The following is a 19,695-nucleotide window of genomic DNA, read 5'->3' as shown; positions in this document are numbered from 1 at the left end:
TATGAGATTCAGTCAATATCTTCTTTACCACAACGACAACTGACCTTCACTAACGCTGCTATACCGCCCCCTGTGTAAATTCAGATGACAAGCAGCACAGACAGACAGCAGATTAGATAAGCGATTATCCTCGGTGTCATGATTTTTATGATGCACCTATAAAATATCAGCCGTCCACTCAGAACGAGTTAAATCATCTCGTCGTTCTCCTGGCTCGTAACATTTCTTTCCACAACATATGCCCGTGCATGATTAGCTTCGCGTCCTTCGCGTCGTCCTTTAGGATTGGCATTGCCAATGAGCAGCTTCTTTGACTTTCAATGCTAGATTGTTCCAATTTTCGGGGTAAAGTCTTGAATCTATGGGCATTGAATTTAAGCGATCTCATCAGAATTCATCTTACCGTAGATGGGCGATCGCTCTTTGCTTTTGATTATTAATGAACTGCGAACCTCAAACAAAATGGCTGAAACTATTATTGTTTTGTGCTGAGCTTCGACCTATTGCTATCAATAGAAAACAGAACGTTGTTATCTCTCTAATTACTAGAGAAACTAATTGAATGGAAACTTGAAACTATAAGAGCGATCGCTCTACTCTAAATTTGACCAAAAAGTTTACCATACCTGCTCCAATTTTCTTTATTAAACGGACTTTGCCAGCGTAAATTTTACAGGATTATTTTTCATTGAGACTGGTAATTGAGTCCGTTCTTAAAGATGCTGCGTCCTAACTCTCTTGGCTTTAGCTATAGAACTAAATGTAGCTTGAGGATAAACCGCCTGATACTTGGTTTGATTATTGGTTGATTGGCTATTAGCAGAGATCACCAAAGATTCATAGACTGAACCAACCGAAGCCCAAAAAACCCGATTTTCGGTCATAGAACTTGCCAGATTGGCTGTAGACTTACCGTAACGCGTAATCTTATTTTGAATTTGTTTTACTTGTTCTTGAGACTGTTTTACATCTGCCAGGGTTAAATCTTCTGGTTGCTTATTGGCAAAAGCAAATTGAGCAACTAAGGTTTGCAAGCCTGAATTAGAGCGAGTCGGAGCAGTATGAACGTAAGTCAGGGGGATGGCTGGAGCATTTGGGTCTAATTGTCGATGGTTATTAATCGTAGCTAGAGTAGTATATAAATTATTGCTTTGTTTCAATCCTGGGGCTAATTGCTCTGTAGTCATAAACACCATGGGACTATAGGCAATTAAAGGAGAGTCGGTAATACTGGGAAAATAATTTTGTCCTGGAAAAAGCTTGTCTATTTGATATACAAGTTGATTTTGATAAATTTCTCCGTCTACTGAAATTAAGGAAGGGAAATCAGGCGCATCTGCTTGAATATTGCCTGTCTGTAGTTGCTGGGCTAAATTTAGTACGTCTTGAACTACATCTCCGCTTCCCTTGGCTTCGCAAGTAAGATAAAAATTTTGTCCGTTATCAATCTTTGGTTTAGTTTGATTGAACCTGGCTGCTGCTTGCTGACAAAACTGAGCCAAATCGCTACCAATCAAAAACTTAACTTCAAATCCTTTAAAACTTGAGTTGTTCTGGTTGCTCGTATTCGATTGACTAGTACATGAGGAAATGAATGATAACAGTGCTGACAAGCAAGCCAAACCAGTGGTTTTCTGGTTTGACTTATAAAAACAATGTAGCTAATTTATATTATTATAGTAATATAAGCTCAAAATAAATAACTGTCATAGTTAATCATCTGATTAAGTACAAAAATTATTAAGACTCTAAGGTTAAGATTCCCCAAAAGTCGAGCTAACGAACAAACAGTAATAAAAAAGCGATCGCTTAAACTATCAATGGTTTGGATCGATCGATGGCAGGCTAATTTTTAGCTAAACCTTGTGTTTGTTTTACCAACTGCCACCACCACCCCCACCATCGCTCGAACCACCTCCAAAATCACCACCTGAACTTCCGCCACTGCTAGAACTACTACTGTTGCCACCAGCCATACCGCCAAAATAATGGTTAGTGTTCCTATTACCACCACTACCACCACTACCACCACCACGATTAGAAGGAGGGCGTAACCGCGGAATATCTATTGTTTTATCTTGGCAATAATCACAACAATAACAGCGATCGCTAATTAAAACTTTTCCCTTACTCTGACGGGTTGCTTTTTTCAAAGTGGTATCGGTGCGAGTTACAGTTAATTCATCGCATTGAGGACAAATTCGATAGCGAGAGGAGTTAGAGATATAGGCAATGATTAAATAGGAATTGACATCACTACAGCTAGGGCATTTATAGCCTTTAAAACTTACGCTACCAAGCTTTTGTGCTACTTTTTGTGGTTTGCTTAATTCGATGTCTTTGACTCTTTCCATTGGCTGGCGACATTTAGCACAATGAATCTCTCGATTATCAAAGCGTTTGAGACGGGTTGTGTTTGCCCGAGGATTTACAAAAACTTTTCCTTGACGTTTGATTACTTCAACGACAAAAATCACACCAATTCCAGTCAAAATAAGGAGTATCGACCAATTACCAACTTTAGACTCATTTAAGACAGAACCATCTAAAGCTGCTATTATTGCTTCTGTGCCATCTAGAGTACCGCGATCAAAATTCCCCTGTTTGTATTGAGGTGTAACCTTAATATCAATAATGTTACCTACCTAAGTATCAGGTAAAATGCTTTCAATGCCATAACCTGTTTCTATTTCTACACGGCGATCGCTCAAAGAAACTAAAAATAAAACACCATTATCTGCTTCGACTTTACCAATTCCCCAATAGTTAAATAGTTGCGTTGCAAAAGTTTTGGGTGATTCAGGAGCAGTTTCTGGTACAGTCACAACAGCAATTTCTGTACCATTAGTTTGTTCTAAATTGCTAATCAGACGATTTAACTTAGATTCAGTTTCACTACTGAGGATGTCTGCCATATCTGATACCCAACCATTATGATCTTTGCGGGGATTAGTTACTTCTTGAACAGTTAAGGCTCGACTGGCAAAGGGAATAAATAAAATACTTGAGCCAATAAAACTGAAGCTAATTATGTGCTTTAGTATCGTTAAAGTTTTCATAATTTCTAATATTTTAGAATAAGATGATCCTGTGGGGGCGATCGTTAATCGAGCTTGACGAAATAAGTTGCGCGATCGCAGCTACGCTTTAAGGGAAGTCCAAATAAATAGTTATTCAGGAATTTTCAGTATGAAACTCAATTAAGCCAACTGAATTTTTGGTTAATTTTTTAACTTCCCTTAATAGTCAATCAAACAAAAATGAAATCGTTTTGCAGACTAACATTAGTAGTATTGGCGACATAGCCAATTAAGTCATCTTGATAATAAATGTCTGTGCCACCATCAAATTCTGAGAGGGAGTAATCGCTGCTGGTGCCAAAAACTTGAAGTTTGTCCTCTTCAGTCGATTCAAAATCAGTAATTGTAGCAAAGCCGACTTGTTCATAAAAAACACTAGATACATCACCCAAGATAAAAGTATCTGCACCAACACCGCCACTTAAATAGTCATATTCAAAATTAGTTTGACCATAACCGTTGAGAAGATCATTACCAGCTTCTCCTGCAACCGCGTCAATCCCTGCACCTCCCATTAAGCTATCGTTACCTGTGTATCCCAGTAAGATATCGCTACCAGAGCCTCCTATTAAGCTATCGTTGCCACTCCAACCATCTAAAAGGCTGTTTCTATTAGACGCTAATAAAGTATCATTTCCTCCGTCGCCAAAAATGTAATTATCTGTATCAGTTCCTGTCAAATTATCGTCGTAAATAGTACCATCGATAGTAGTCATATTGTTTACCTCTCGATTAATTAAAGTTAATAACTTAAGCTGTCAAATTCAATATATTTTTTAAAATCAAATTATTCAATCTGGAAAATATAGAAACTTTATTATTCTCAAAAAATATAACTAGAAAATAACTAGAAAATAACTAGAAAAAGTAAAACATATTTGACAATTAAATCTCTATTTATAATAGATAAAAAAAATAAATTGAATACAGTAAATAATTCATGAATTATAATCAATGGGATAATTTTTTGGAGCGTCAGGCACTAAAATTCAATCTGACTACTACACAAACAAGCGTATTTTTAACACGCTTTAGTCACAAAAACTGGTTGAAAAGAGTTGAAGATATTTGGGAGTTAGCGGAAGTAGCCAGTTTTGAGTCTTTTGTCAGACATCTAACTAATATTTATAAGGTTTATAAAACTAAAAGCAATGGGTGCGTGGCGTTAATAGATCGCCAAGGTGCAGGAAGTTTTCAGATATTAAGAGATTGGCTATTAGAAAAGTTTCAGGAATCAGAACATTGTTTAATTTCAAATTTTAGTGATTTACAACTTTCAACAGTTGAAACAGAATGTTATCAAGCTATTTTGCAACCAGGAGCATTAATTAGAATCAAAGCACCAAGTAAGATGGGGAAAAGTCGATTATTGAATAATATATTGACCTACGCTAATAAACAATATTTTACGGTTCATATAAACTTATTACAAATAGAAACAAGTAAATTTAATAATTTAGAGCAATTTTTACGTTGGTTTTGTATTTATATTACTGATGCTTTAAAACTCGATCTTAACCTTGATGATTACTGGAATAAAGATCGAGGCAGTATGCTTAGTTGTACCAGATACTTGGAAATGATATTACAACATTCTGAGCAACCTTTAGTCTTAGGTTTAGATGAAGTCGATCGCCTGTTAAATTATCCCGATATTAGTCAGGATTTCTTTTATTTATTAAGAAGTTGGCACGAAGAAGCTAACAATGATGAGCTTTGGGAACAGTTAAGATTAGTTGTAGTTTATTCGACGGAAGATTTTGGCAGTTTAGATATTAATCAGTCTCCTTTTAATGTTGGTTTGCCAATTGAATTACAATCCTTTAATCAGCAGCAGATAGAAGAATTAGCTATAAGTTATCAGTTAAATTTGTCTTCTGATGAATTAAAACTAATAATTAAAATGCTAGGAGGACATCCTTACTTAGTTGATTCACTCTTATCTTGTTTGGCAAAAAATTCTCAGTCCAGCTTGAGTGAATTACTACAGCAAGCTGCAACAGATACAGGTATTTATAAAAGTTATCTCAGACAACATTTAATCAATTTAAAGTCTAACAGTCAGTTGGCAAAAGTATTTTTTAAAATTTTAAATAGCCCTGAACCAATTGAGGTAGATACTCTTTTAGCTTATCAACTTTATCGCATGGGCTTAATTCAATGGTCTACAACAGAGAATATTGTTATGCCTAGTTGTGAATTATATAAACTATATTTTTCACCGAGACTAAATAACATTTAACATTTAACATTTAACATTTAACATTTAACAATCAACAATACAAATGTTAGACTTTTACAAAGTTGGGGGAAGTTTACGTTATGGACATCCAACTTATATTACAAGAGTTGCCGATTGCGATATTTATGATGCTTTAAAACAAAAAGAATTCTGTTACGTACTTAACTCTCGGCAAATGGGCAAGTCTAGTCTCAAGGTAAGGACAATGAAGACTTTAGCCAAAGAAGGATTTAAATGTGTAGCGATCGACTTGGGTATTTTAGGTCGATTTACGACAGCAGAACAATGGTATGGTGGTTTGCTGGCGGAATTATGGCGCAGGTTGCGCTTAACTTCTGGGATAGATGACGATTTAGAATGGTGGCGATCGCATTTGGAATTACCCCCAGTGCAAAGATTTAGCCGATTTATTGAAGATGTTTTATTGGTTAACTGTACCGCAGATATTATTATTTTTCTCGATGAGGTTGATAATATTATTAATCTGGATTTTCGGGATGAATTTTTAATCTTAATTCGTAATTGTTATGAAAAGAGGGTTGAATCAAAGCAATATCAACGTTTGACTTTTTGTCTATTAGGTGTAGCCACTCCTTCTAATCTGAGAATTGATAAACAATTAAGTCCTTTTAATATTGGCAAAGCCATTCAGCTTACAGGTTTTAATTTTATAGAAGCCCAACCATTAATATCAGGTTTAAATAGTAAATTTTTACAGCCAGAAGTAATCTTGCAAGAGATTTTACACTGGACAAAAGGACAGCCTTTTTTAACCCAAAAACTTTGTTATTTAATAGTTAAATATAGTAAACCAAAACAAGTTAATATCCCAAAAATAATTCAACATTACTTAGTAGATAATTGGGAAATTCAAGACGAACCGGAACATCTTAAAACTATACGAGATCGCCTGTTATATAATCAACAAAATAAAGCCAGACTTTTGACTCTTTATCATAGTATACTCAACCAGCAAGAAATAATTATTGATGGTAGCGATGAACAAGTTGAATTACGTCTTAGTGGTTTGGTTACCAGACAACAAAGTCAATTAAAAGTTAGTAATTTAATCTATGAACGAGTTTTTAATCAACAGTGGGTTGCCAAACAATTAGCTGCTATCAGTCCCTATCAAAATGCGATCGCAGCTTGGTTACAATCCCAACGTCAAGATACCTCTCGTTTGTTACGAGGAGAAGCCTTAGTTGAAGGACAAGTTTGGGCAAGAAAACATAGTATTACCATCACTGAAAAAGATTTTTTGCAAAAAAGTGAATTTCTGGCAATTAAAGAGCAAAAACAAGCTGAATTAGCCCGAAAAGCCGAATTTATGACCAAACAATTAGCTCAAGAAAAACAGTTAGTCCGATGGCAGAGACTGTTTATTCTCTTCTCTCTGGCAATGATTACAGGGTTTTATCTTAAGTCTCGTCAGGCTAACCTCAGTAATATTAGTGCTTTAGTTCAATCTAGTACCGCCTTATCTGCCTCTAATCAAAAACTAGATGGATTGATTGCAGCTATCAAAGCCAAACAAAAACTAAATAAATCTCTAGGGGTTAATCAAAACCTAACTCAACAAGTAGATACCGCTTTGCAACAAGTAGTGTACGAAATTAAAGAAAAAAACCGTCTTTTAGGACATAGCGATCGCGTTTATGATATCGCAGTTTCTACCGATGGTAAACTGATGGCTACTGCTGCCACAGACAACACCGTTCGATTATGGAAAAAAAATACTACAGGCTGGCAACTTCACAAGGTATTAAAAGGTCATGATGGTTGGGTGGTAGATGTAGCAATTAGTCCTAACGCCAAGACTATCGCTTCTGCTAGTCGCGATCGCACTGTAAAACTATGGAATCAAAACGGTACGTTAATCGATACACTCCAACATCCACAAGCACTAAGCAGTGTAGCCATCGGAGATAATCAGATCGTTACAGGTAGCGAAAACGGCAAGATAAATATTTGGTACAAAGGCAAACTAATCCAAACTCTGTCAGGACATACCGCAGCAGTCGAGGCAGTTATCTTTACCCTAGGGGACAAAATCATTTCTGCCAGTGAAGATAAGACTCTTAAAATCTGGCAAGCAGGGAAATTAATTAAAACCCTCACAGGACATACAGAAGGAGTACGTGCAGTAGCTGTAACTGCCGATGGGCGTAAAATTATCTCAGCAAGTCGAGATAAAACCTTGAAAATTTGGGACAGTGACGGGACACAAATCGCTACTCTCAGAGGACATCTTGCACCTGTGTATGGTGTGGCAGTAAATCCAATTAACAATAAAATCGTCTCAGCTAGTGCCGATAAAACCCTAAAAATTTGGGATAGTAACGGGACAGAAATGACTACTCTACGGGGACATACCAGCCGGGTCTGGGATGTGGCATATACCCCCGATGGTAATATTGCTTCTGCTAGCTGGGATAAAACCGTCAGACTCTGGCAGCCTGAGAATAACCCGATCAAAACCCTGTCTGGTCATCAAGATGTTGCGATCGCTTTAGACTATAATGGTCGGATAATTGCTTCTGCTAGCGATGATAAAACTGTCAAATTATGGAACCCCGAAGGGACTCTTCTTAAAACTTTTCGCCAACATACTGCCGAAGTTTATGATGTGGTAATTCATGCTCAAACCATTGCCTCGGTTGGCGCAGATAAAACCCTCAGAATTTGGCAAGCTGATAACGATACGGTCAAGACGATTAAAGCTCATAATTCTGCTATTTGGGCAGTGGATATTAGTCCTGATGGTCAGAAAATTGTGACGGCTGGGGATGATAACTTAATTAAAATCTGGGATATCAAAGGTAATTTACTCCATACCTTAAAAGGTCATAGACAAAAAGTTTGGGATGTTGCAATTAGTCCCGATAATAAATACTTAGTTTCTGCTAGTGAAGATAAGACAGTTAAAGTTTGGGATTTAGAGGGTGAGCTTTTACAAACTCTCCAAGGACACCAAGATGCAGTCAGGACAGCGATCACAAATGGCAAACAAATTATTTCTGGTAGCGAAGATCGCTCTATTAAAATTTGGGATCTATCAGGAACAATAGTAACAACTCTTGAAAAACATCAGACTGCCGTTAAAGGAATTTCTCTTAGTCCTAATCAGCAAGATCTAGCCAGTGTTGATGACGATGGCAAAATTATACTTTGGCAACCAAATAACCAAACGTGGGAATATATAAAAACCATACAGGGACACGATAACTCTATCTGGTCAGTAGCTTTTAGCCCCGATAGCCAAACTTTAGCTACGGCGGGGGAAGATGCCAAAATTATTCTCTGGAATTTAAATAATATTCTCCAATTAAGCCCTCTACAATATGGCTGTAACTGGATCGAAGATTATTTAGCAAATAGTTCAGAAGTAGAATTGCAAGACCGAAACCTTTGTCATTAACTGGATCTAAAAAGTTGATTCAAGATTTGTAAGGGCGTTTGCTTAAATGCCCTTACGTCAAATATTATTTAAAAATCTAAAAATCTGCACTTAGAGGAGTTCTAGGAAAGGGAATTACATCACGAATATTAGTCATTCCAGTCATAAATTGCACTAGTCTTTCAAAACCCAAACCAAAGCCAGCATGGGGAACTGTGCCATAACGACGCAAATCTAAATACCACCAAATATCCTCGGCTTCGATATTCATCTGTTTGATTCGTCTTTCTAAAACATCTAAGCGTTCTTCCCGTTGTGAACCACCGATAATTTCGCCAATTCCAGGGGCAAGCACATCCATGGCGGAGACAGTTTTCTCACCTTCATCCAAACGCATATAAAAAGCTTTAATATCCTTGGGATAGTTGGTTACAATCACGGGCTTTTTAAACAGTTTTTCAGCTAGGTAGCGTTCGTGTTCCGACTGTAAATCGATGCCCCATTCGACAGGAAACTCAAATTTCTGCTTAGCTTTTTCTAGCAATTCAATAGCTTTGGTATAGGTAATTCGTTCAAATTCATTACTAACAATGGTATCGGCATTTGCCAGTACAGATTTATCGACCCACTTATTAAAGAATTCTAAATCGTCGGCGCAATGATCCAAAACATATTTAAAAATGTACTTAAGAAATTCTTCAGCTAGGTTTTGATCTCCTTCCAAGTCACAAAAAGCCATTTCAGGCTCAATCATCCAAAACTCTGCCAAATGACGAGAAGTATTGGAATTTTCAGCGCGAAAAGTAGGACCAAAAGTATAAACATTCTTAAATGCCATTGCCATTACTTCTGCCTGTAGCTGTCCACTGACGGTAAGATAAGCAGGTTTGCCAAAAAAATCTTGACTATAATCTGCTTCTCCTTGCTCATTTTGAGGTAGCTTGTTGAGATTTAAATTAGTAACGGTAAATAACTCTCCTGCCCCCTCACAGTCGCTGGCTGTAATAATCGGACTGTGAATCCAGAGAAAGTCTTTCTCCTGGAAAAACTGATGAATTGCCGTAGCGCAAGCATTCCGTACCCGAAAAACTGCTCCTAAAGTATTGGTGCGCGATCGCAAGTGGCTGATGGTGCGGAGAAACTCGAAAGAGTGACGTTTCTTTTGCAAAGGATAGGTTTCAGGATCGGCGGTACCATACACGACCGCCGACTCCCCTTTCATTTCAATTTTCTGCCCTTTTCCTGGAGACTCGACTAACTTGCCCTTTATTTCTACGGATGCTCCAGTACTTAGTTGTTTAAGAATTTCTTCATAGTTGGGCAAATCAGCATCCAGAACAGCCTGTAAACCTGCTATAGACGAGCCATCGTTGACTTCTACAAAAGAAAACCCCTTTAATTCTCTCTTGGTGCGTACCCAACCCTGAATGGTTACGGATTCATCTGGTTGACCATTTTTGAGAATGTCTGCAACTCGTCTAGTTACCATATCGCCTCTAATTCATGCTTGATATCTGAATTATTTTAACGTCAGTTTGGGTCAAGATATTAAACGGTTAGAGTAGCTCTTAGCTTTTAGTTTTTAAGTTCAACTGTTTATGTTAAAGGGTTAAGGATGTAACTTGGCTCGCAGTTCTGATTTAATTCGATTGAGAATTGAACGCTCATCTAGAGAATCAAGAATTTTCTGCACCACTATTTTAGGACTTTGTTCTCCCCAGGATGCGCCATTGGCTAAATAAGTTTTCGTTACCTGCCCAATGGCATAAGAAGATACTCCAGCCACTCCTCCTTGAGCGATCGCCACTGACAAATAAGGCGCGAGAGATAAACCACCTGTAGCGGGAACTGTTAGTCCTAAAAGCCCTTTAATCGAGCTTAAACCCAAGGTTGCAAGTAGTTCGCTAGCACTAATTCCGCCCATGCTTAGAGCAATGTTCTTTAATAACTGCACTGCCCCAGATTGGGTCATATTGATGCCATAAAGACGGGACAAAGAGAGAATAATTCCTACATCAATAATTGCCCCAGAAAACAAATCGATCGCCGTCACCGGATTAAGTGCCACCGCCATGGCTTTAACCATCATTCCCTGATTAATTAAGGCATTGGCAGCGCGATCGCGAATTGCTAATTTACGACCTAATAGCTGTTCGTTTACTCTGTCGGCAAAGAGCATACTGTTTAGAGCTACTAAAGATTTGCCTTCACGGTCTAATAGCTCTAAAATTTTTAGCCGGAGAGATTCTATTTGAGATTCACCCCGAATCCTTTGTACTTTAAGTTTACCTGTTCGATCTTTTATCCCTCTGACCTCAATTGGAGATGCAGCCACCATAATAATTTCATCAGGAGAAATCAGTTCTCTAACTCTTTCTTCCTTGATTTTCTGATAGATTGCCAGTCTGTCTGCTTCGGGATACTGATCGATTTTGTTGAACACTAACAACATCGGCTTTCCTGCTTCTCGCAGTTTGGACAAAGCACGATATTCAACTTGAGTAATATCACCCGATACGATAAACAGGATTAGATCTACTCTCTGAGCTAGATCGCAGGCTAAGATTTCTCTCGCTTCACCATTCACCTCGTCAATTCCTGGAGTATCAAGCAGTTGAATTTCTCCGCCTTGCTTTCCTGGAATAGTTAGACGTTGCAGATTTTTTGAGGTGTCGGCGATTTGTTCTGGGGTTAGTTTCCAGTCAGCACTATCGATGGTACGAGTAACGCCGTGAAGTGCGCCTGTGGGAAAAATATCTTGTCCAACTAGAGCATTGAGTACCGAAGATTTACCCCTGCCTACCATACCAAAAGCGGCAATTTGCACTACAGACTGTTCCAGTTTATCCAGCATTTGAGTTAGACGCTCTATTTCTGACTCTAATCCACTTTGTTCTTCAGCAGTCAAGTCAATGTTACTGATTAAACTGCGTAGAGAATTTTGCGCTTTACGATAATTTAGCTCGGCATTAATTTCTTCAAAGCCAACCAGTGCCTGTTCTAATTCTGCCTGATTGTTTATTTCTTCTTGAGACAACATCAGAATACCTCTTGATAAGGTGAGCTTTTTTATTGACCTTTAATTTATAGTGTGTCGTATTTTTTTGGGTTTAGGTAACTTCAGTCTGGGATCGCAGAAGCTCGCCAAAACTGGTTTTGGAGTACTGTATTATTTTGAGCTAGAACTAGATTAGTCCGCGATTGATTGAAGAGTCGCTATATTAACTAGTGAAACCTAACAATATCTACCGAGTAAACTTGCTTGTTATAAATTGTGAACCGTCGTTATCTACCAGAAACAATTGCCCATGTCCGCATCACTCAACAGTCTATTTCAATGGGTAAAATTGAAGGAGAAGTTCAAGCTGCTCAGTACGAATGGCAATTTAGATGGCGTTTCCGTCAAAGACAGCTTTCTGTTCAACCTCCTCTGGGCAGAGCTTTAATTCAAGAACCGTTAGAACGTTTTCTAGAACGCTGCGATCATCAGTTGGAAGCTGGTGGCGACTATACTTTTACAGTCAGAACAAAAATGTAATTTAAGTCACGTCAGTTCGGTTTAAGTAGAAGCAAATCAAACTAAGCAATCAACAGCAAATGATTTTTAGAGAGGGGCGGGGCTTACAAGATGTGTCTCCAAATTCTCCAATAGTTACGCGATAGCCTAACTACTCGAGCTAAAGATTTATTTGATTAGCGTCTGTTAATTAACATTTACAAAAAAAAACTGAGTTGAGCGATTAGGCTTACGCCTAGCCTTGGGATCGCTCAACTCAGATCATCAACCTTCAAGTACAAAATTTAATTAGCTTAAATATATTACCCATTATCAATTTCGTCGATGATCGCAGCAGCTTTTTCACAAAGAGCTTCATGACACTGTCCATTAGTAGCCACAATACATCCCCATCGTTTTACATCTCCCTGGTTATAATACACAGGCTCACCATTAATATAGGTGAACTTACCACCAGCTTCGGTAAGGATCAATTCTGGTGCGGCAAAGTCCCAATCTTTGGCTGCTGATTTACCCGACAAAGAAAGATAAACATCAGATGTTTGTTCGAGGAGAGTAGAAATTTTCCCCCCAACGCCACCCATATATTTTTTACCCGCAAACGGTAGGCGTTCAATTAATTGTTTAAAGCGATCGTCGCGGTGAGAACGACTAACAATTAAGTATAATTCTTCAATCTTGTTGCGCTCGGAAACTGCGCTCGGTGTGACCGTGCCATCTTTGGTTTCGACAAAACTACCTCGATCTTTAGCAGCAAAATAAACCTTACCCGCTTCAGGAATAGCCACAATGCCAATTATAGGACGACCTTGATACGCCAAAGCAATGTGCATTCCATACTCACCAGTTTTATCGATAAAATCTCTGGTGCCGTCAAGCGGATCAATAATCCAAACCCAGTCTTTAGGGATGGGTTCAGCTTTTTTGACATCAAAAGTTTCTTCAGACAAATAACCAAAATCTTCAGTTCCCAGTTCTTCTTTTAACCTGCCTAAAATATATTTATTGGCAGCTAAATCGGCTTCCGTAACAGGACCATCTTTTTTGTCTTTAACATCCAAATCAGAAGTGTCTTTGTGATAAAAAGAACTAAGAACATCAGCTGCACCCCAAGCGACAGAGCGAGCTATTTTGAGAATTTCTGGTAACTTTTCGATCTGATTGTTGCCCAAAGCTATCTCCTAGTAATATTTGGCTATTTCTTAATAATCCTAACCAATAACTATATCTCAGTTGGTACAGCAGCATACTCATGTAGTTATTGGTGATTAGTTTGTAGTTATTAGTTAATCCTATATTACGACGCTTGCATATTTCCTCGCTGATTTATTCTTTTATTGTGGGACGAAACAAGTGAGAGTGTTCGGGATGATATAAACGAGAACGGGTAGTTACGGCTTTTTGTAGTGCAGGACTAATTAGATATAAAGTGGTTCTAATTAAATTGTTTTCACGAGTAACCGCAGCCATTTGTTCTAAAGAGACTACCCAGATTTGTTCATCTTGCCAGCCGACTCGATAGCAAACTGCTACAGGAGTATCTTTGGGGTAATGTTTTAACAGTTTTTCTTGGGCTTTTTCAATATGGCGAGCCGCCAAATAAAGGCACAAACTGGCTTGGTGAGCAGCTAAAGACGCTAATTCTTCAGTTTTGGGTACAGACGATGCATTACCGCTAATTCGCGTCAAAATGATTGTCTGCACCAGTTCTGGGATAGTTAACTCAGTGCTAAGTTTGGCAGCAGCAGCCTGAAAAGCACTAATGCCAGGAATTAATTCAAAAGCAATATCTGCATCAGCGAAAGCCTGTATTTGTTCGCCGATCGCACTATATAAAGTTAAATCTCCAGAATGCAGTCGCACAACTGATTTACCTTGTCTAACCCGCTCAATTGCCAGAGGAATTATTTGCTCTAAGGTTTTGTTGCCCGTTGCCACTAATTCTGCATCTTCACGAACATCCTGTAAGATTTGTTTTGGTACTAAAGAATCTGCATAGAGAATTACATCAGCTTGTTCTAAAATTTTATAGGCTTTGATAGTCAATAATTCTGGATCTCCAGGACCTGCACCAATAATATATACAGCAGGTTTAAGCGTGAGTTGAAATGATTTCATGAAATGAGCAATAAATGAGCGATATTTAAGATTTTGCAATTAATGTATGGAGCATTGCACAATGGAAATATAGTTTGACAACTTTTACAAATTTTATCAGCTAAAGTCGTTGTCAGAGTCCTTATGTTCCCATTATGGTCTGTGGCTAGGGCTATTCTGCTGACTTCTAAGGGAAACTACATCAGGTAATGGTCGTCTGAACCAGTATAGCCAAGCAAGAATGAGTAGACCTAGCGCGATCGCACTTAAACTAACTATCTGAGCTATTTTTAATGGACCAATCATCAAGCTGTCGGTACGCAACCATTCAATCCACACTCGACCCAAACTGTAGCCAATTAAATATACGGCTGCGATCGTTCCTGTTTTTAGATGGTTAGATTGCTTTAGTCCCCAAAAAAATAAGGACATCAGCAAGACAAACACCCCCAAATTCCATAAAGACTCATAGAGAAAGGTAGGGTGGAAATATTCAAAATTTAGTAGTTCTAAAGGTCGATAGCGAGGTGCGATAAAAAGTTTCCAAGGTAAATCCGTCGGCTTGCCATAAGCTTCAGAGTTAAAGAAATTGCCCCAACGTCCAATTGCTTGACCTAAGATCAAAGAAGGTGCAATTAAATCTAATAACTGCCATAGCGAAATACGCTTGATTCGAGCAAAAATAATCGTGGCGATCGTTCCGCCAATTATTGCTCCATGAATTGCAATGCCCCCTTTCCAGATAGCAATAATATCTTCAGGACGTTGAGCATATTCTTGCCATTCAAACAAAACATAGTAGAGTCTGGCACAAGGAATAGCAGAAATAACCAACCAAATCGCTAAATCTCCCAGCAAATCTGGGTCTACTCGCCGACGTTTGGCTAAGTATTGAGATAGAGTAACGCCGATTAAAACTGCGGTCGCAATTAATAGACCGTACCAACGCACCTCAATTGGACCAACTTCAAAAATAGTTGGACCAGGAGATTGAAACTGAAACGCGAATATATCTATGTAAGTTGGCAAGGTCTTACTTTAGCTAAGGTATTTTCTAATCGCTGTTCATTATCTCAGGTTTATTAGCTTATGTATATTAGGTATTTATAAAAATTCCAGACAGATATGCGCTTTAACCTTGTCTAGAATTTTTATAATTAGTTAATTTCGTCTTCTTGCCATTTAACGATTATTTTTAATATATTTAATCAATACTCGAAGCAAACAAACACTGCTAATTTTAGTATCATCAGTAAATACCAGTAGATTTAAGCTAGTAAGTAACTAAACCTTGGGCAAACTTTATTTAGTGGGAACTCCCATCGGCAATTTAGAAGATATTACTCTTAGAGCGATTCGTATCTTGAAAGAAGTAGATCTTATTGCAGCAGAAGATACTCGCCGAACGGGTAAACTACTCAAGCATCTACAAATTAACACACCTCAAATTAGCTATCACGAACATAACCAAGACTTTAGAACTCAAGATCTGATCGCACGTCTGCAACAGGGGACAGATATTGCTCTGGTAACAGATGCTGGTATGCCTAGTATTTCCGATCCTGGAGTTAAGTTAGTCCAAGCGGCGATCGCTCAGAATATTACTGTAATTCCTATCCCTGGGGGAACAGCAGTAATCAGTGCTTTAGCTGCATCAGGAATGCCCACCGAGAGATTTATCTTTGAGGGATTTCTGCCACTGAAAGAAAGTGAACGTCAGGCAAGATTAGAATTATTACATAGCGAAACCAAGACAGTAATTCTCTATGAAGCTCCCCATCGTATTCTCAAAACTTTGAAAGATTTAGCGGCCGTATTAAGTGCAGACAGAGAAATTGTACTAGCGCGAGAGTTAACTAAAGTACACGAAGAATTTTGGCGCGGAAATATCGGTGAAGCGATCGCTATGTACAGCAACGAGCGGCAACCAAAGGGAGAATATACTTTAGTCCTAAAAGGCGCAGCCAAAACCAGCTTAATTACCTCCGAAGCAGAACTAAAACGCGAATTCCAGCAACTATTAGAGCGGGGAATGACGCGATCGCAAGCTAGTCGTCATCTATCGAAGTTAACATCTCTTTCTCGACGAGAAATTTATCAATTGGATTTGAGCAATCCCGACACGCATCCTACGATTCTACCAGAGATGAATCGTTAGTTAGTCGAGGCTTTAACCTAGCGGGTGAGTCCTGATTTTCTATGTACATAAGTAGCGTTTCTATATTAGCTCTACCTCCTACGGAAATAACACAATAAGCTCGATTCCAGAAAAGTAGTTCTTCGAGTAAAAAGGCTTTAAGTGCTGACTATATTCCTGTCTAATTCTGCGAGAAGAAACTGACTTTAGATTTTTGATTAAAAATACTAGTTCGATAGTTGGCTCTGCTTCAAAAAGACAGTGTATGTGGTCGCTTTCTCCTCCGAACTCGACCAATGAGCAATTCCATTTTATTAACAAGTCTTTGAATATTTCTTTACCCAATTGACCAAAAAGAGTATCATTGCCATCATCACCGTTTAGGGTATCATTACCGTCTCCTCCATCCAAAATGTCGTTGCCTTTTTCACCATAGAGCTTGTCGTTACCATTTCCACCAGATAAGCGATCGCTTCCAGCTTGACCGTAGAGAATGTCATTGCCAGAGCCAGCTATCAATAGATCGTTGCCCTCATTTCTTTCTACCGTATCGTTTCTTTTACCTGCTTCAATGTTGTTCGCCTAGGTTTGTGCCTAAAATAACTGTATTCATGATTTATCTCTCTAAATGTAGATCCTCGCTACCAGTCAAATCAGTGGAAGCAGAGATATCGGCTTTAGTATATTCGCTTAAATCTTTAATAAATTCTGTACCAGCTAAATCTGCACCGACATTACAGCCATAAAGCAGAATATCGCCATTATCTTGTAAATAATTATTCCAGCTAGATAATAGATTTGTATATTCAGTTAACGTATTTTGATTTAGTTTGGTATTACCTAAACTTAACTCTCCAACATGACCATGAGAGACAATATGTATCGTATCTAAACTGTCATATTTACTCAGCGAATCACTTATTTGAACTATTCCGTCACGTTGAAAATCTAAAATTACGACTTTAGTTAGTTGCGCTAAATTATCAATTAAACTTTGATAATCTTCAATTGTCGAGTCAATAAATAGAACTCGATCGTATTAAATTAGTACTCGATTATTATTGGTTAATAGTTCTGCATCGAGTCCATAATTGGCAATTTTGTGAGGGGCTTAGAAGTATTAAATAGATTTTGATATGAGCTGGCTAGTTCAATATTATTTGTTGCCATGATGGTTTAAATGTTTGGTGTTAAAGCAAGTCGATTTTGATTAGATAATACAATGCTGTATTTTTCTTTAATCAAAATCAGCAGGTTTTTATTTTAAATAATATTATTAATTGATCTTTTTCAATCAGCCACACAAGATTTTTAATCTTTATAGCAGCAAGAATTTTCTTTAGCTAAAATTTACATTTATTATTTAATTTTATCTAAATTCCAAGATTACGTAAATATAATCACACCAATTATGAAGTTAAATTGCTCTAAAAATTTAATTAATAATGTTATTTAAAAATTAAAATAATCGATAAAATTATTAGGTAGAAATAGCGAAGATTAAATAAGTTACTACATAAACCAAACTCACGTTAAGATAAATTTAGCAATCTCTATATGTATTGCTCAGAGATCAGATCGAAGAATATGAGAATCTATGGCAATCGACAACTGAGGACAGTACCAGGACAAAGAACTCGTCCCACTGCTGCCAGAGTCAGGGAAGCTTTGTTTAATATTTGGCGCGATCGCATCCCAGGCTGTAGTTGGCTAGATCTATGTGCAGGCAATGGTTCAATGGGGGCAGAAGCTTTATGTCGCGGTGCAAGTAAGGCGGTAGGTATTGAACAGTATGGTAAAGCCTGTAAGGTAATTGAACATAACTGGCAGCAGGTAGCCCAATCAGAACAATCTTATCAAGTGTTTCAAGGAGATGTATTAGTTAAAATTAAAAAGCTGACGGGACAAAAGTTTGACTGGATTTATTTCGATCCCCCCTACGATAGTTATTTATATTTACCTGTTTTAAAAGCGATCGCCTCTCTGGAATTAGTTACCCTAGAAGGCGCGATCGCAGTCGAACACAATCCTCGACTTTGGCAAGCTAAAGAAGTACCTGGATTAAAGATCTATCGCCAGAAGTCCTACGGCAACACAACCCTCAGTTTCTATGCAGTGCAATGATTGGCTGTAGGGAAACGCCTCTACAGAGTTTTTCATGATGGAGAAGCAAAATTAATGGCAAAGAACAAATCTCTTCCAGGCAAGTTAATTGTGAAAACGGGCAAGTTTGTTTGGACAACGATGTGGCAAATTATGATGTCTCAGCTTGCACCCCGTAACCAAACGGGAGAATATATTCGTCCCGAAAGCCAATTTAGAAATTTTATTAGTACTAAACCAGATAATCTTTATCAACCCGCTGCTAAGCGTTATCGTTTGTATGTGGGTTTGGGTTGTCCTTGGGCGCATCGTACCTTAGTTACTAGTGCCTTAAAGGGGCTGGAAGAAGCGATCGCCGTATCAATCGTCTATCCGTCTCCCGATGCGGGAATTTGGGTGTTATCCAAGCCAGAATTAGGTTGCAGTACCGTACCAGAACTATATCAGCTATCTCAGTCTGGCTACACAGGGCGCTGCACCGTACCGATTTTATGGGACGAACAGACTAACACCATTGTTAATAATGAAAGTGCTGAGATTATTGAAATACTCAACTCAGAATTTAATCAATTTGCCCAACATCCAGATTACGATCTCTATCCAGAAAACCTTAGATCGCAAATAGACCAGTGGAACGATAAGATTTACCATACTGTTAACAATGGGGTTTATCGCTGCGGTTTTGCCCAAACTCAACAGGCTTATACACAGGCAAGTCAGAAGTTGTTTTCTACCTTAGATGAAATAGACGCAGTTTTAGAAACTAATCGCTACCTTTGTGGCGATCGCCCTAGCCTGGCAGACGTAAGATTATTTACTACCTTGTTTCGCTTTGATCTTGTTTATTATGGGCTGTTTAAATGCAATCTGCGCCGTATCAAAGATTACAGTAATTTAGGCGCGTACCTGCGAGATTTGTATCAGTTACCAGGCGTTGCAGCTACCTGTGACTTGGAAAGCATTAAACGGGATTATTACGGTAATTTATTTCCCTTAAATCCTGGTGGTATCATTCCAATTGGGCCAGATCTGACCAATTTATTACAGCCTCACCATAGAGAAACAATAACTGTAAATTAATAGTTAATAATACTAAATCCGATTGATAAAGTACTCTTG

At 38.2% G+C, this 19,695-nt stretch carries 16 protein-coding genes; 6 read left to right on the top strand and 10 right to left on the bottom strand.

Translation table 11 applies throughout. The features are described 5' to 3' along the window. Window positions 1-713: 713 nt before the first annotated feature. The 4 genes from V6C71_08130 to V6C71_08115 form a co-directional block, all read right to left on the bottom strand. The gene (locus V6C71_08130) at window positions 714-1,517 is read right to left on the bottom strand and encodes an extracellular solute-binding protein (GenBank protein ID HEY9768467.1); all 804 of its coding nucleotides are present in this window, start codon (window positions 1,515-1,517) and stop codon (window positions 714-716) included. A 357-nt stretch (window positions 1,518-1,874) separates the two neighbouring features. Then, window positions 1,875-2,477, bottom strand: coding sequence for a hypothetical protein (locus tag V6C71_08125; GenBank protein ID HEY9768466.1), 603 nt, complete (start codon window positions 2,475-2,477; stop codon window positions 1,875-1,877). A 168-nt stretch (window positions 2,478-2,645) separates the two neighbouring features. Further along, a complete protein-coding gene (locus V6C71_08120; GenBank protein HEY9768465.1) occupies window positions 2,646-3,059 on the bottom strand; it encodes a TPM domain-containing protein in 414 nt (137 codons plus the stop codon). 191 nt (window positions 3,060-3,250) lie between these two features. Beyond that, on the bottom strand, window positions 3,251-3,796 hold the full coding sequence (locus tag V6C71_08115) for a hypothetical protein (protein ID HEY9768464.1): 546 nt from the start codon (window positions 3,794-3,796) through the stop codon (window positions 3,251-3,253). Between the two features lie 224 nt (window positions 3,797-4,020). Here V6C71_08115 and V6C71_08110 point away from each other — a divergent pair, with 224 nt between their 5' ends. Then, entirely contained in the window at window positions 4,021-5,322 is a 1,302-nt protein-coding gene (locus V6C71_08110; GenBank protein HEY9768463.1) for an AAA-like domain-containing protein, read from the top strand. Between the two features lie 43 nt (window positions 5,323-5,365). Further along, window positions 5,366-8,743, top strand: a complete 3,378-nt coding sequence (locus V6C71_08105) for an AAA-like domain-containing protein (GenBank protein ID HEY9768462.1) — start codon at window positions 5,366-5,368, stop codon at window positions 8,741-8,743. A 76-nt stretch (window positions 8,744-8,819) separates the two neighbouring features. Here the strand turns inward: V6C71_08105 and asnS are convergent, their stop codons facing one another. Both asnS and V6C71_08095 read right to left on the bottom strand, forming a co-directional pair. Continuing rightward, entirely contained in the window at window positions 8,820-10,211 is a 1,392-nt protein-coding gene (asnS, locus tag V6C71_08100; protein ID HEY9768461.1) for an asparagine--tRNA ligase, read from the bottom strand. 120 nt (window positions 10,212-10,331) lie between these two features. After that, window positions 10,332-11,762, bottom strand: coding sequence for a GTP-binding protein (locus V6C71_08095; protein HEY9768460.1), 1,431 nt, complete (start codon window positions 11,760-11,762; stop codon window positions 10,332-10,334). Between the two features lie 234 nt (window positions 11,763-11,996). On the opposite strand from V6C71_08095, the gene V6C71_08090 reads away from it, so the two are divergent. Beyond that, complete coding sequence (locus V6C71_08090; GenBank protein HEY9768459.1) at window positions 11,997-12,260, top strand: DUF3146 family protein; 264 nt, start codon at window positions 11,997-11,999, stop codon at window positions 12,258-12,260. 281 nt (window positions 12,261-12,541) lie between these two features. On the opposite strand, the gene V6C71_08085 is transcribed toward V6C71_08090, so the two are convergent. From V6C71_08085 to lgt, 3 genes are all read right to left on the bottom strand, one after another. Next, window positions 12,542-13,411, bottom strand: a complete 870-nt coding sequence (locus tag V6C71_08085; protein ID HEY9768458.1) for an inositol monophosphatase family protein — start codon at window positions 13,409-13,411, stop codon at window positions 12,542-12,544. Window positions 13,412-13,565: 154 nt separating this feature from the next. Continuing rightward, on the bottom strand, window positions 13,566-14,357 hold the full coding sequence (gene cobM, locus V6C71_08080) for a precorrin-4 C(11)-methyltransferase (protein HEY9768457.1): 792 nt from the start codon (window positions 14,355-14,357) through the stop codon (window positions 13,566-13,568). Between the two features lie 132 nt (window positions 14,358-14,489). Further along, window positions 14,490-15,365 carry a prolipoprotein diacylglyceryl transferase gene (gene lgt, locus V6C71_08075; GenBank protein HEY9768456.1) on the bottom strand — a complete coding sequence of 292 codons (876 nt, stop codon included), beginning with the start codon at window positions 15,363-15,365 and terminating at the stop codon, window positions 14,490-14,492. A 262-nt stretch (window positions 15,366-15,627) separates the two neighbouring features. Here lgt and rsmI point away from each other — a divergent pair, with 262 nt between their 5' ends. Continuing rightward, window positions 15,628-16,494 carry a 16S rRNA (cytidine(1402)-2'-O)-methyltransferase gene (gene rsmI, locus V6C71_08070; protein ID HEY9768455.1) on the top strand — a complete coding sequence of 289 codons (867 nt, stop codon included), beginning with the start codon at window positions 15,628-15,630 and terminating at the stop codon, window positions 16,492-16,494. A gap of 78 nt (window positions 16,495-16,572) precedes the next feature. On the opposite strand, the gene V6C71_08065 is transcribed toward rsmI, so the two are convergent. After that, window positions 16,573-17,046, bottom strand: coding sequence for a transposase (locus V6C71_08065; protein HEY9768454.1), 474 nt, complete (start codon window positions 17,044-17,046; stop codon window positions 16,573-16,575). A gap of 1,014 nt (window positions 17,047-18,060) precedes the next feature. Between V6C71_08065 and rsmD the strand changes: the two genes are divergently transcribed. Together rsmD and V6C71_08055 are read left to right on the top strand one after the other, a co-directional pair. Further along, the gene (rsmD, locus tag V6C71_08060) at window positions 18,061-18,597 is read left to right on the top strand and encodes a 16S rRNA (guanine(966)-N(2))-methyltransferase RsmD (protein ID HEY9768453.1); all 537 of its coding nucleotides are present in this window, start codon (window positions 18,061-18,063) and stop codon (window positions 18,595-18,597) included. A gap of 54 nt (window positions 18,598-18,651) precedes the next feature. Further along, window positions 18,652-19,656, top strand: a complete 1,005-nt coding sequence (locus V6C71_08055) for a glutathione S-transferase family protein (protein HEY9768452.1) — start codon at window positions 18,652-18,654, stop codon at window positions 19,654-19,656. Window positions 19,657-19,695: the final 39 nt, after the last annotated feature.

The organism is Coleofasciculaceae cyanobacterium (assembly GCA_036703275.1).
GTDB lineage: Bacteria > Cyanobacteriota > Cyanobacteriia > Cyanobacteriales > Xenococcaceae > Waterburya.
This window is presented reverse-complemented; position numbering and strand designations above follow the sequence as displayed.